The sequence below is a fragment of the Microbacterium sp. As-52 genome, assembly GCF_049949185.1.
Taxonomy (GTDB): domain Bacteria; phylum Actinomycetota; class Actinomycetes; order Actinomycetales; family Microbacteriaceae; genus Microbacterium; species Microbacterium maritypicum_A.
This window is the reverse complement of record NZ_CP188171.1, coordinates 1,035,759-1,048,494: the sequence shown is the minus strand read 5'-3', so window position 1 is coordinate 1,048,494 and position 12,736 is coordinate 1,035,759. Positions and strand designations below refer to the sequence as shown.

Here is a 12,736-nt window from a genome sequence, read left to right as displayed (position 1 = left end):
CACCGACGGTCACTGCGCCGAGTGGCGACGGAACGCCCACTCCGGGAGTATCGCTCCGCCGATCATGGTCTCCAGGAGCGCGGCCAGTGAATAGTGCGGGTCGATCTCTCGCACCATCTCGAGGTATCGGCCCGCGTGGCTGGCGCGTCCCAGAGCCCATGACAACCACGCCGCCACGGTGAGGGGTGCGGATCGCGAGAGCCTCGGAGCCCGTGCCGCCGCTTCGCGTGCGGCGGTGAGGGCGCGTCGGAGGCGGTCGGTGTCGGGAGTGGGGCCGCGCCCGAGGAACACCCCACCCACCTCGTCGGGGATCATCACCCCGGATTCGGCGTACGCGGTCTGTGCAGCGAGGGTGCGCACGCCGCCTGCCAGGTCGGTCGCCCACTGAGCGATGGCGACGTCCCGCAAAAGGGGCTGCTCGAGGCGCCACAGCAGCGTGGCCGTCGCGAACGGGGGCAGAGCGTCGGGTGCCGCCAGCACCGACTCGTAGAAGGCCGGAACGTCGTCGAGCAGGACGAGCGCGGCGATGAGCCGCGGATCATCCCGACTCGTCAGTCGACCTCGACCCTTCCGATCGAGGAACGCCGCGAGCTCGAGCGACGCGGTCCCCACACGTTCCTTCTCGGCGAGGTCGACGTGCGGGAGATCCGCCCCGACGCTCTGGTCTCCGGACACGTCGGTCGACAGCGATAGATCGGCGGGAGTGCGGATGTGCGCCAACGGCCCCAGCTCGGGCTCCTCGTCGAGGTAGCTCGACCACCCGGAGGGGGTCACGCAGAGAGCGTCGACGATGCGGAGGCCCGCCTCCTCTGCGCACCCCAACAGCTCGTCGACGGCGACCGCGTGGGGGAGGACGAGACCGTCTCGCGTCGGGTGCGACTCCTCATCGGTGTAGACGACGACCGCGACGGCATCCGTCGCTGTGACGCGGGCGACGAGGCCGACGGCGGCGTCGGCATAGACCTCGAGGTCAGCCTTCTCCTGCGGGAGATCGAGACGCATGGCTCCGTCGGTGCGGCTGCCTCGGAAAGGGAGGAGCACGATGCTCCGACGGGGCGTGAAGCCCGCGAGGGACGGGACGATGCCGAGGAAAGCGGCGGAATCGGAGGCTCGGAGAACTGTTGTCATCCCGAGAGTGTCGTCGAGGGCGAAGCCCGCCGAGCGCGAAAGAGCACCCTGTGGACGGAGTTCCTGTGAACGCCGAAATGTGCACGAACAGTGGCTCGCGTACCATGGGGTGATGGACAACTTCTGGCTCGCCGCGGCATGGTCGCTTCTGCCGACCGTCGGAGTGAGCATCGTGTTCTTCCTCGTGGTCCGCGGCATTCTCCGCTTCGACCGGACCGAGCGCAAGGTGCACGCGCAGATCGAGGCTGAGGAGCGCGCCGCGCGAGGCCTCCCGCCGCGCGCCTGAGTCCGACCCATCGGCTACTGTGAAGCCAGCGCACCTGTTCGGGTGCGCCTCGGCTGTGATGGTCACTGCGGTGGCGAGGGGGCACGATGACTGCGGAGACCTGGGGATGGTGGATCGCCGCCTTCCTCGTGGTGCTCGACATCATCATCCGTGTCACGGCCATCATCGTCATCCCCCGCAACAGGCGTCCCACGGCGGCGATGGCATGGCTGCTGGCCGTGTTCTTCATACCGTTCGTCGGTGTCTTCCTGTTCCTCGTGATCGGCAACCCGCGCCTTCCCCGCGCGCGTCGGCGCAAACAGGATCAGATCAACGAGTACATCGCCGAGACCAGCGAGCACCTGCATTTCGGCACGCTCCGCCCGAACGCACCCGCGTGGTTCGGGCCGATCGTGCAGATGAATCAGAAGCTCGGCGCCCTCCCGCTCTCGGGCGACAACGGCGCCCACCTCATCTCGGACTACCAGGAGTCCCTCGATGAGATGGCGCAGGCGATCCGCACGGCGCAGGAGTATGTGCACGTCGAGTTCTACATCCTGCAGTCCGACACGTCGACCGACAACTTCTTCCGGGCGCTGGAAGAGGTCTGCGCCCGTGGTGTCGAGGTCCGCGTGCTCCTGGACCACTGGGCCAACCGCGGCAAGCCCCGCTACAAGCAGACCATCGCGCGCCTCAATGCGATGGGCGCCGACTGGCATCTGATGCTCCCGGTGCAGCCGCTCAAGGGCAAGATGCAGCGCCCCGATCTGCGCAACCACCGCAAGCTCCTCGTCGTCGACGGCAACATCGCGTTCCTCGGATCGCAGAACATCACCGATTCGACCTACAACCTGCCGAAGAACATCAAGCGCGGCCTGCACTGGGTCGACCTGATGGTGCGTCTGGACGGCCCGGTCGTGCTGAGCGTGAACGCGATCTTCGTCGCGGACTGGTACAGCGAGACCGACACCGTCCTCGAGGGCATCGACATCGCTCACGCGAACATCGGCTCCGGTGACCTCGACTGCCAGGTCGTCCCGTCCGGTCCCGGTTTCGAGGTCGAGAACAACCTCCGGCTCTTCCTCAGCCTGCTCTATGCGGCGAAGAAGAAGATCATGATCGTCAGCCCCTACTTCGTCCCGGACGAGGCGCTGCTGCTCGCGGTCACCGCGGCCGTGGACCGCGGCGTGCACGTCGAGCTGTTCGTGTCGGAAGAGGGCGACCAGGCGATGGTGTACCACGCCCAGCGCAGCTACTACGAGGTGCTGCTCAAGGCCGGAGTCCGCATCTGGATGTATCGCAAGCCGTACATCCTGCACACCAAGACGCTGACCATCGACGATGAGGTCGCCGTGATCGGATCGAGCAACATGGACATGCGCTCCTTCGGTCTGAACCTCGAGGTCTCGATGCTGGTGCGAGGCGAGGAGTTCGTCGCCGAGATGCGCGAGGTCGAAGACAAGTACCGCTCGCTCAGCCGAGAGCTGACGCTGGAGGAGTGGATGCAGCAGCCGCTTCGTTCGACGGTGCTCGACAACCTCGCCCGCCTCACCTCCGCGCTGCAGTAGGCGACGCAGGGTATCCGCACGAACTTCGTGAGGGCTACCCTGTGACCATGACCTCCGCACTTCGTCCTCTCGTTTCCGTCATGGGCGTCGTCGCCGCTGCGCTCCTCATCGCAGGGTGCACTGCCGGTCCGGGCGCGCAGACGCCGACCAGCTCTCCAGCCCCGAGCGCCGGCATCGACGATCAGAACGACGTCGAGGGTGCACTGCTCGACGAAGGACGCATGTTCGCCGTCATCACGGTGGGCTCCTCCACCTGCGTGCCGCAGGTCGACCAGGTCACCGCGGAAGGACAGACCGTGACCGTCACCCTCGTCGACGCGGAGGGCGAGGCTTCGAAGCCCTGCACGAAGGATCTCGCGCCGCGCGCGAGCCTCGGCACGCTGCCGGAAGGCGTGGACCCGAAGGCCGACATCACCATGAACGTCACCTACGGTGACATCACCGACGATGTGGACCTCGACGGCGATCCGGCGGCGACGGGTACGCCCGGGACGCCCACCGAGTATCTGCCATCGGCCGGCTGGTTCGACGACGGCGGCCTCGTTCTGCTGACCTGGGGATCCTCGTCCTGCCCGCCGGTCGTCGACACACTGGAGGGCTCGGGGAACGCCGGGACCGCGATGTTCGTGACTGACGTGAACCAGGTGTGCACGATGGACATGGGACCGCGTGCGACCATCCTCTCCTTCGGCGATGACACGGTCGACGACGAGGCGGCCTTCACTCTGACCCTCGTCGGCGGCGGGCTCGACGGCACGGTCGAGGTCCGCTGAGCGTCAGGGGCCGCGGCTCTCAGAGGATGTGCACCGGGTGGCCTGACGGCAGTGCCAGGAGCAGAGCCCCAGGATCAGCCCAGCAGGTGATGCGCACCGCTTCACCGAACTCGTCGCCGTCGAGTTCGATCGGGATGGGCTCGGGTGCTGCGGCTTCGGCGGCGGCACCGTGGAAGTAGTGCACCGAGGCGTTCTTACCGCGGTGCTCGAGTACCCGGCGTCCGGCGCGGAAGCGGCGGAGCACGGAGTTGTCCCACCAGATCTTCCGCCAGACCCCGAACCAGCCGAACATGCCGGTCGGCTGGATGACGGCGACGTCCAGGGCGGCGTCGGTGATCGATGCGTCGGGGATCAGGGAGATGCCGGCGGGGAGAGTGCCGCAGTTCGCGAAGAGCAGGCTGTACGCGCGGTGCGAGTGCAGGCGTCCGTGATCGACCTGGTAGACGGCCCGGAACGGCTTCGCGCGCGGCAGTGAGCGGGCGGCACCGTCGACGTACGCGATCCATCCCACGGACTTCTTCAGGTCGGATCGGGTGTTCGCGATCATGTCGGCGTCGAGCCCCATGCCCGCCAGCACCACGAAGGCGTGTTGGGCCTCCTCGCCGTCTTCTCGTGTGAGGCGGGCCCAGCCGATGTCGATCGGATGCCGGAAGTCGCCGAGCGCGGCGCGGATCATCTCGGTCGGGTCACCGAGGGGGAGGCCGAGATTGCGGGCCAGCAGGTTTCCGGTGCCGCTGGGCAGGATCGCCAACGGCACCCCGCTGTTCGCGATCGCCTCGGACACCGCCCGCACCGTGCCATCGCCACCGGCGACCAGCACGACGTCCACCCCGCGCTCCAGAGCCTGCGCAGTGGCGAGCTGCCCGGCATCCTCGAGCGTCGTGGGATAGAACGCCGGATGCGCCCATCCTGCTTCGCGCGAGAGGTCGCGCACTGTGGCGCGGAGATGCTTGCCGTCGACCTTGATGGGGTTGTAGACGAGCGCCGCCTGTCGCTGGACGGGGGCGCTGGATGTCATGGCGCTACTCTAAACCGGGAAAGACCCGCCCCGTCGATCCGGAGCAGGTGACTCCTGGCGGTCCTCGCATCCGGCGCGCCCGGGCGTTCACCGTAGACTTGGTGGATGATCGACCTCGCACTCCTCCGCGAAAACCCGGAGATCGTCCGCCGTTCGCAGACTGCTCGTGGAAACGACCAGAGCACCGTCGACGTCGCTCTCGAGGCCGATCGATCGCGCAGGTCCGCGCTGTCCGCTTTCGAAGAGCTGCGCGCCGAGCAGAACGCCTTCGGCAAGCAGGTCGCGAAGGCCCCCAAGGAGGAGAAGGCGGCGCTGGTCGCGCAGGCGAAAGACCTCGCGGAGCGTGTCAAGCAGGCTCAGCATGCGGCGAACGAGGCTGCGGACGCAGCGGCAGCCGCACTCGCTCGAATCGAGAACGTGGTGATCGACGGTGTCCCCGCCGGCGGCGAGGCGGACTTCGTCGAGCTGCGTCGTGTCGGCGACGTGCCGGCTTTCGATTTCGAGCCGAAGGACCACCTCGAGCTCGGTGAACTCCTCGGTGCGATCGATATGGAACGCGGCGCCAAAGTGTCGGGCGCCCGTTTCTACTTCCTGCGCGGCATCGGCGCGCGCCTCGAGATCGCGTTGATGAACCTGGCGCTCGACAAAGCGCTGCAGAACGGATTCGTGCCGCTGATCACCCCGACGCTCGTTCGTCCGGAGATCATGCAGGGCACCGGGTTCCTCGGCGAGCACGCCGACGAGGTCTACCACCTCGACAAGGATGACGACCTGTACCTGGTGGGCACCAGCGAGGTCGCCCTCGCCGGCTACCACAAAGACGAGATCGTCGACCTGTCCGATGGTGCCCTCCGTTATGCCGGCTGGTCGACCTGCTACCGGCGAGAGGCCGGATCGCATGGCAAGGACACCCGCGGCATCATCCGCGTGCACCAGTTCAACAAGCTCGAGATGTTCGTCTACACGACCGCGGAAAAGGCGGAAGCCGAGCACCTGCGCCTCGTCGCGCTGCAGGAGGAGATGCTGACCTCGCTCGGCCTCGCCTATCGCGTGATCGACGTCGCGGCCGGAGACCTCGGATCGAGCGCGGCACGCAAGTACGACATCGAGGCGTGGGTCCCCACGCAGGGCGCGTTCCGTGAACTCACCTCGACCTCGAACTGCACGACCTATCAGGCGCGACGGCTCGACGTGCGTCACCGCCCGGCCGTCGACGCGGCCGATCCCGCGGGCCAGGGCACGGCCAAGACGCAGCACGTGGCCACCCTGAACGGCACTCTCGCCACCACCCGCTGGATCGTCGCGCTGCTCGAGACGCACCAGCAGGCCGACGGCTCGGTGCGCGTGCCGGAGGTTCTGCGGCCGTATCTCGGCGGCCTCGAAGTGATCGAGCCCCTCGCGGCCGGGCGGGCCGCCCGATGACAGGACCCTGGCTGGTCGGCCTCGACGTCGACGGGACGATCCTGCTGCAGGACGAGACGATGAGCCCCGGCGTTCCGGAAGCCATCGCCAGGGTGCGCGACGGCGGGAACGTCGTCACCATCGCCACAGGGCGCAGTTGGATGGCCACGCGACGCTATGTCGAGGAGCTCGGCCTGACCGCCGACTACGTGGTGTGCTCCAACGGCGCGGTGACGATGCGGCGCTCCGGCAACGACTGGGAGCGCTGGAACGTCGAGACCTTCGATCCGACCCCGGTCCTCGGTCTGCTGCGCGAGCGTCTTCCCGATGCCCGATACATGGTCGAACTCGCCTCGGGCCAGCGACTGTTCACCGAGCAGCTCGACGACTGGACTCTCGACGGCGGCCGGCAGGTCGACTTCGACGAACTCGGGGAACTCCCCGTCTCGCGCATCGTCGTCGTCTCTCCCGGTCACGACGAAGAGGACTTCCACCGTCTGGTGGCGGATGCCGGTCTCAACGAGGTGTCCTACGCGATCGGGTGGACCGCGTGGCTCGACATCGCACCGCAGGGTGTCGACAAGGGCACGGCGTTGGAACAGGTGCGCACGGAACTCGGGCTCGACGAGGGCCGCATCTTCGTCGCCGGCGACGGACGCAACGACATCGGGATGTTCGGCTGGGCCCGCTCGCTCGGCGGACGAGCGGTGGCGATGGGGCAGGCCCCCGACGTGGTGAAGGAAGCGGCGGGCGAGGTCACCGCAGATGTCGTCGACGGCGGCCTCGCGCGGGCTCTCGACACGCTTCCAGCCCCCGCCCAGGTCAGCGCAGGAGAATAGAACTCGGCTAGACTCACGCCTGGTCGACAGAAGCATCTGTCGGGAGGGTTGTCCGAGCGGCCGATGGAGCTGGTCTTGAAAACCAGTGGGCAGAGATGTCTCGTGGGTTCGAATCCCACACCCTCCGCATGTGAGCACGGTGCCCCCGCACCGGCGCTTGATCCGAAAGGACCCGAGTGAGCCAGAACACCCGACGCCGTCACACGATCGCGCGCCATGGTCAGCTGGGCACTCCTGGCACCGTCGGCCAGCTGTTGAAGTTCATCGCGATCGGTCTCGCGGTGGTGCTGGTGAGCGGACTCGGGGTCGGTGCCTACGTCTTCTACGATCTCACGAGCACGGTCTCGGCGAACGCGGTCGAGATCGAGGGTCAGGACCCCATCCCACCGGACATCGGCGAGTACGAGGGCGGCTTCAACATGGTCCTCACAGGCGTCGACACCTGTGAGGAGAAGTACAAGGACCTCTTCGGTGCTCGTTGCTCCGGCTCGGACGCCGAGGGAACGCTCAACGACGTGAACCTGCTCGTCCACGTCTCGCAGGAACCGCGACGCATCACGGTCGTCAGTTTCCCTCGTGACCTGATGGTGCCGATCCCCTCGTGCACCGACAAGAACGGCAACGCCACCTCCGCGATGAGCAAGCAGCCGCTCAACACCGCCTACACCGACGGCGGCCTGAACTGCGTCGTGAAGACGATCTCCGAGCTCACCGATCAGGAGATCCAGTTCGCGGCCGGCGTCACCTTCGGCGGCGTGATCGAGATCACCAATGCGATCGGCGGCGTCGACGTCTGCCTCGCCAACCCGATCAAGGACCGCTACACCGGACTGGACATGGCTGCGGGAACCCACACGGTCGAGGGTCTGCAGGCGCTGCAGTTCCTGCGCACGCGTCACGGTGTCGGTGACGGCAGCGACCTGGGCCGCATCGGCAACCAGCAGCAGTACATGTCGAGCCTGGCACGCAAGATGATCAGCGGGGAAGTGCTCGGCAACGTCCCCGTGATGCTGAAGCTCGCGAACACCGCGATCCAGAATCTGGAGCCGAGTGAGTCGCTCACGAACCCGATGACGCTCGTGCAGATCGCCCTCGCGGTCAAGTCGGTGCCGTTCGAGGACATCGTCTTCGTGCAGTACCCGAACGGGACGGACTCGGCCAACCCCAACAAGGTCGTTCCCAACTACACCGCCGCCTCGGCGCTCTGGGACGCACTCGATGCGAATGCACAGCTGCAGATCACGCACGAGAACAACAAGAACGACGGCGTGGTCGTGCAGGAGCCGACGGCGCCAGTCGAGCAGCCGGCAACGGATCCGGCAGCGACTCCCGACCCGGCAGCGACGCCTGACAACGTCGTGGCGCTGCCCGATTCGATCAAGGGCAACTCCGCGGCGCAGCAGACCTGCTCCAACGGCAACGTCCGCTGAGTCCTTCGCGAGAACGCGCAAACTGCTTGCGCGTTCTTGCAAGGATTTGCGTACACTGACTGCATGTCGAAGCGACTGGCAGAGGTGGCCCGCAAGGTCGGTGTGAGCGAGGCAACGGTCAGCCGCGTGCTCAACGAGAAGCCGGGGGTCTCCGACGCCACCCGGCAGGCGGTCCTCACCGCCCTCGACGTGCTCGGCTACGAGCGGCCGACCAAGCTCCGGGGCGAGCGTGCCCGCCTCGTCGGACTCGTGCTCCCCGAACTGCAGAACCCGATCTTCCCCGCGTTCGCCGAGATCGTCGGCGGCGCACTCACCCAGAACGGCTACACGCCTCTGCTGTGCACCCAGAACGCCGGCGGAGTGACCGAGTCGGACTACGTCGACCTCCTCCTCGCGCAGCAGGTCTCGGGCGTCATCTTCCTCGGCGGGAATTACACGCAGGCGGACGCCGCACATGAGCACTACGAGCGGCTGCGCCAGGTGAACCTGCCGACCGTGCTCGTCAACGCCCGCGTCGCCGAGCTGCACTTCGCGACGGTGTCGACCGACGACGCCGCCGCGGCGGAACAGGCCGTGCTGCATGTGCACCAGCTCGGGCATCGGAGGATCGGACTGCTCCTGGGGCCGGAGGACCACGTCCCCTCCCGCCGCAAGCTCGAGTCCGCGCGCCGACTGCTGGATGCGCTCGGGGCACCGCTGTCCGACGAGCTCGTGGTGCGCGGCATGTACTCGCTCGAGTCCGGGCAGGCAGGGGCCTCGCGCCTCTTCGCTGCCGGCGCGACCGCGATCGTGTGCGCGAGCGACCCGATGGCACTCGGGGCCGTACGCGCGGCGCGGCGAGCCGGACTTTCCGTGCCGGGGGACGTGAGCATCGTCGGGTTCGACGACTCGGCGCTGATGAGTTGCACCGAACCTCCGCTGACGACGGTGCGACAACCGATCGAGTCCATGGGGCGCGCCGTGATCGCCCTGCTGCTCGCGCAGATCGCCGGCACGGCCCAGCCGAGCGACGAACTGCTGTTCGAGCCCGAGCTGGTGCTGCGAGCCTCGACGGGCCCGCTGCGCTGATCTGAGCTGCGGACGGCCCCGAGCCGTCCTTGTGCGCGCATGTAAGCCATCGCAATTTTCCAACATTCTGTTTAGTTCTTGCACGGAACGCGCGGAAAAGCTACATTCGACTCATCGCCATCGACGACGAGGAGATCTGTGGACACTGACGTTCTGCGCACGGCGGCACCGGCCCGCACCTTGACGATGCCCGTGGGCGAGGGGTGGTGGCGCACAGCCGTCATCTACCAGGTGTACGTGCGCAGCTTCGCGGACGGCAACGGTGACGGCATCGGAGATCTCGCCGGCGTCCGCTCGCGGCTGCCCTACCTGAAGAGCCTCGGCGTCGACGCGCTCTGGTTCACCCCCTGGTACCTGAGCCCGCTCGCGGACGGCGGCTACGACGTACAGGACTACCGCCGCATCGACCCCCGCTTCGGCACCCTCGAAGAGGCGGAGCACCTGATCGCGGAGGCGCTTGAACTCGGCATCCGCACGATCGTCGACATCGTGCCCAACCACATCTCCGATCAGCACGAGTGGTTCCGACAGGCGCTGGCGGCCGGCCCCGGCAGCCCGGAGCGCGAGCGCTTCTGGTTCCACTCCGGTCGGGGCGAGCATGGTGACGGCATCCCGACCAACTGGGTCTCGAGCTTTCAGGGCGAGACCTGGTCGCGCACGCAGAACCCCGACGGCTCCGACGGCGAGTGGTATCTGCACCTGTTCACCCCAGAACAGCCGGACCTGAACTGGAACCACCCGGATGTGCGGCGTGAGCACGAGGACGTCCTGCGATTCTGGTTCGACCGAGGCGTCGCGGGCGTCCGCATCGACTCCGCGGCGCTCCCGGTCAAGGACCCGACTCTTCCCGACCTTCCGCCGGGCTCCGCTCCCACGGTCGGCCACCCGCACATCGACCGCGACGAGCTGCACGACATCTACCGCCACTGGCGGTCCGTCGCGGATGAGTACGACGGCGAAAGGGTGCTCGTCGGCGAGGTGTGGCTCGACGACGCCGAGCGCTTCGCCCGCTATCTGCGCCCCGGCGAGATGCACACGGCTTTCAACTTCGGATTCATGACGCAGCCGTGGAGCGCCAGGGCGATGCGCGACTCGATCACCCGCACGCTCGCCGAACACGCGCCGGTCGGCGCGCCGGCGACCTGGGTGCTCTCGAACCACGACGTCACGCGTCCGGTCACCCGGTACGGACAGGCCGATTCCTCTTTCGCGTTCGAGCGCAAGCGCTTCGGCACCGCGACGGATGCCGTACGCGGCGCGCGCCGCGCTCGCGCCGCGGCGCTGCTCGTCGCGGCGCTGCCGGGCAGCCTCTACATCTACCAGGGCGACGAGCTCGGCCTTCCCGAAGTAGCACTGCCGCTCGACGCGATCGAGGACCCCATGCACTTCCGCTCTGGCGGGGTCGACCCGGGGCGCGACGGATGCCGCGTGCCTCTGCCCTGGTCCGGAACGGCCACGCCGTACGGCTTCGGCGGCGTCCCGTGGCTTCCGCAGCCCGAGGACTGGGAGGCGCTCACGGTCGACGCGCAGGACAGGGACCCCGACTCGACCCTCAACCTGTACCGCGCGACGATCGCGCTGCGCCGTCGACTCGACGACCTCGCCGGAGACGACCTCGAGTGGCTCGAGCTCGGCGCCGACGTGCTCGCGTTCCGCAGAGGGGACGGCACGCTCAGCATCACGAACCTCGGGTCCGCGCCCGTGCCGCTGCCGGCGCACCACGGGGTGCTCCTCGCCAGCGCGCCACTCGACGGTGCGCTCCCTCCTGACTCCACAGCCTGGCTCGCCCTCCGAGCCGTCCCCGCGCACCCGCACCGGGCGCCGAAGTAGCCCTGCACCACCCGATCAGCACCACATGGAAGGACAGACAATGAAGTCATCAACGAAGGCCATGGTCGCCGGCATCGCCGTGCTCGCGACAGTCGGCGCGCTCGCCGGCTGCACGTCCAGCGGCGACGGCGACAGCGGCGACGGACGCCTCGAGCTGCGCGTCGCGACGTTCCCCCCGGGAGCGGACGCTGCGGCCTACGATGCGTTCGCCGCGCAGGAGAAGCAGTTCGAGAAGGAACACCCCGACATCGACATCATCGGCGTCGAGTACGAGTGGGAGGGCCCGACCTTCGCCGTGCAGCTTGCCGGCGGAAGCCTGCCCGACGTCTTCACCGTGCCGTTCACCGACTCGAAGACGCTGCTCGAGAACGGGCAGCTGATGGACGTGACCGACGCGATCGAGAAGCTCGGCTACACCGACAAGTTCAACCCGATCATCCTCGACGGTGTCACCGGCGCCGACGGCAAGATCTACGGGTTCCCGCGTCAGGCATACGCCGCCGCACTGCACTACAACCGCGACCTGTTCGAGCAGGCCGGGCTCGACCCCGACAACCCGCCGGAGACGTGGGACGAGATCCGCGAGGCAGCCAAGAAGATCACGGATGCCACGGGCAAGGCCGGGTACGCGCAGATGGCGATCAACAACACCGGCGGGTGGCAGCTCACCTCGCAGACCGTCGCCCGCGGCGGTCGCACCCAGACCGACAACGGAGACGGCACAGCCGAGTCGACGATCGACAACGATGCGACCAAGGCCTCGCTGCAGTTCCTGCACGATGTGAAGTGGGAGGACGGCTCGTTCGGGTCGAAGGTCGACCTCGACTGGGGAACGATCAACCAGGAGTTCGCCGCCGGCAACATCGGCATGTACACGTCGGGTTCCGACATCTACACCGCCCTCGTGCGCGACTTCGGCATGGACTCGGACATCTACGGCATGACCGTCGTGCCCATGGAAGGCGACGACCCCGGCACGCTCGGCGGCGGTGACATCGCGGTGATCAGCCCCACGGTCGACGACGCGACGAAGGAGGCGGCGGTCACGTGGATCGACTGGTACTACATGCAGAAGCTGATGGACGAGGACGCGGCGGTGCTCGATGCGAAGACCCTGAACGAGTCCGGCCAGGCGGTGGGCACCCCGCTGCTCCCGGTGCTCAGCCGTGAGCTGTACGACGAGTCGCAGGTGTGGATCGCCGACTACATCAACGTCCCGGTCGAGCAGATGGCGCCGTTCAGCGACCGCATCTGGGACCAGACGCCGGTGGGTGAGCCGAAGGTGAAGACGCAGGAGGTGTATGCCCTCCTCGACACCGTGGTGCAGAAGGTCCTGACCGACCAGAACGCCGACATCGACGCTCTGCTCGCTCAGGTGCAGACCGACGCGCAGGCGAAGCTCGACGAGTAACGCTT

At 67.7% G+C, this 12,736-nt stretch carries 11 protein-coding genes and 1 tRNA gene; 10 read left to right on the top strand and 2 right to left on the bottom strand.

The features are described 5' to 3' along the window. Positions 1 to 9 precede the first annotated feature (9 nt). Positions 10 to 1,128, bottom strand: coding sequence for a DUF4192 family protein (locus ACLFA2_RS05120; protein ID WP_426622148.1), 1,119 nt, complete (start codon positions 1,126 to 1,128; stop codon positions 10 to 12). A gap of 112 nt (positions 1,129 to 1,240) precedes the next feature. On the opposite strand from ACLFA2_RS05120, the gene ACLFA2_RS05115 reads away from it, so the two are divergent. The 3 genes from ACLFA2_RS05115 (at position 1,241) to ACLFA2_RS05105 (ending at position 3,734) form a co-directional block, all read left to right on the top strand. Beyond that, the gene (locus ACLFA2_RS05115; RefSeq protein ID WP_021198192.1) at positions 1,241 to 1,414 is read left to right on the top strand and encodes a hypothetical protein; all 174 of its coding nucleotides are present in this window, start codon (positions 1,241 to 1,243) and stop codon (positions 1,412 to 1,414) included. 86 nt (positions 1,415 to 1,500) lie between these two features. Beyond that, positions 1,501 to 2,961: a cardiolipin synthase gene (gene cls, locus ACLFA2_RS05110; protein ID WP_021198191.1), complete on the top strand. Its 1,461-nt coding sequence runs from the start codon at positions 1,501 to 1,503 to the stop codon at positions 2,959 to 2,961. 47 nt (positions 2,962 to 3,008) lie between these two features. Beyond that, positions 3,009 to 3,734: a hypothetical protein gene (locus tag ACLFA2_RS05105; protein WP_426622147.1), complete on the top strand. Its 726-nt coding sequence runs from the start codon at positions 3,009 to 3,011 to the stop codon at positions 3,732 to 3,734. Between the two features lie 19 nt (positions 3,735 to 3,753). Here ACLFA2_RS05105 and ACLFA2_RS05100 read toward each other — a convergent pair whose 3' ends face one another. Next, on the bottom strand, positions 3,754 to 4,752 hold the full coding sequence (locus tag ACLFA2_RS05100; protein WP_426622146.1) for a diacylglycerol/lipid kinase family protein: 999 nt from the start codon (positions 4,750 to 4,752) through the stop codon (positions 3,754 to 3,756). Between the two features lie 105 nt (positions 4,753 to 4,857). Between ACLFA2_RS05100 and serS the strand changes: the two genes are divergently transcribed. From serS to ACLFA2_RS05065, 7 genes are all read left to right on the top strand, one after another. Beyond that, positions 4,858 to 6,174 (top strand): serine--tRNA ligase, encoded by a 1,317-nt coding sequence (gene serS / locus ACLFA2_RS05095; RefSeq protein ID WP_426622145.1) that lies wholly within the window; start codon positions 4,858 to 4,860, stop codon positions 6,172 to 6,174. Next, positions 6,171 to 6,992 carry an HAD family hydrolase gene (locus tag ACLFA2_RS05090; protein ID WP_426622144.1) on the top strand — a complete coding sequence of 274 codons (822 nt, stop codon included), beginning with the start codon at positions 6,171 to 6,173 and terminating at the stop codon, positions 6,990 to 6,992. The genes serS and ACLFA2_RS05090 overlap by 4 nt, the downstream gene beginning before the upstream one ends. 42 nt (positions 6,993 to 7,034) lie before the next feature. Further along, positions 7,035 to 7,119, top strand: a tRNA-Ser gene (locus tag ACLFA2_RS05085). 49 nt (positions 7,120 to 7,168) lie between these two features. Further along, on the top strand, positions 7,169 to 8,422 hold the full coding sequence (locus ACLFA2_RS05080; RefSeq protein ID WP_021198186.1) for an LCP family protein: 1,254 nt from the start codon (positions 7,169 to 7,171) through the stop codon (positions 8,420 to 8,422). A 63-nt stretch (positions 8,423 to 8,485) separates the two neighbouring features. After that, on the top strand, positions 8,486 to 9,490 hold the full coding sequence (locus ACLFA2_RS05075; protein WP_021198185.1) for a LacI family DNA-binding transcriptional regulator: 1,005 nt from the start codon (positions 8,486 to 8,488) through the stop codon (positions 9,488 to 9,490). 186 nt (positions 9,491 to 9,676) lie between these two features. Then, complete coding sequence (locus tag ACLFA2_RS05070) at positions 9,677 to 11,320, top strand: glycoside hydrolase family 13 protein (protein WP_426622459.1); 1,644 nt, start codon at positions 9,677 to 9,679, stop codon at positions 11,318 to 11,320. A 40-nt stretch (positions 11,321 to 11,360) separates the two neighbouring features. Continuing rightward, on the top strand, positions 11,361 to 12,731 hold the full coding sequence (locus tag ACLFA2_RS05065) for an extracellular solute-binding protein (RefSeq protein WP_031206650.1): 1,371 nt from the start codon (positions 11,361 to 11,363) through the stop codon (positions 12,729 to 12,731). The last annotated feature ends 5 nt before the right edge of the window (positions 12,732 to 12,736 follow it).

Bases quoted from the DNA above. Each gene is read 5' to 3' on its own strand.
- ACLFA2_RS05120 (WP_426622148.1), bottom strand. From the start codon at position 1,128: ATGACAACAGTTCTCCGAGCCTCCGATTCCGCCGCTTTCCTCGGCATC.
- ACLFA2_RS05115 (WP_021198192.1), top strand. From the start codon at position 1,241: ATGGACAACTTCTGGCTCGCCGCGGCATGGTCGCTTCTGCCGACCGTC.
- cls (WP_021198191.1), top strand. From the start codon at position 1,501: ATGACTGCGGAGACCTGGGGATGGTGGATCGCCGCCTTCCTCGTGGTG.
- ACLFA2_RS05105 (WP_426622147.1), top strand. From the start codon at position 3,009: ATGACCTCCGCACTTCGTCCTCTCGTTTCCGTCATGGGCGTCGTCGCC.
- ACLFA2_RS05100 (WP_426622146.1), bottom strand. From the start codon at position 4,752: ATGACATCCAGCGCCCCCGTCCAGCGACAGGCGGCGCTCGTCTACAAC.
- serS (WP_426622145.1), top strand. From the start codon at position 4,858: ATGATCGACCTCGCACTCCTCCGCGAAAACCCGGAGATCGTCCGCCGT.
- ACLFA2_RS05090 (WP_426622144.1), top strand. From the start codon at position 6,171: ATGACAGGACCCTGGCTGGTCGGCCTCGACGTCGACGGGACGATCCTG.
- ACLFA2_RS05075 (WP_021198185.1), top strand. From the start codon at position 8,486: ATGTCGAAGCGACTGGCAGAGGTGGCCCGCAAGGTCGGTGTGAGCGAG.
- ACLFA2_RS05070 (WP_426622459.1), top strand. From the start codon at position 9,677: ATGCCCGTGGGCGAGGGGTGGTGGCGCACAGCCGTCATCTACCAGGTG.
- ACLFA2_RS05065 (WP_031206650.1), top strand. From the start codon at position 11,361: ATGAAGTCATCAACGAAGGCCATGGTCGCCGGCATCGCCGTGCTCGCG.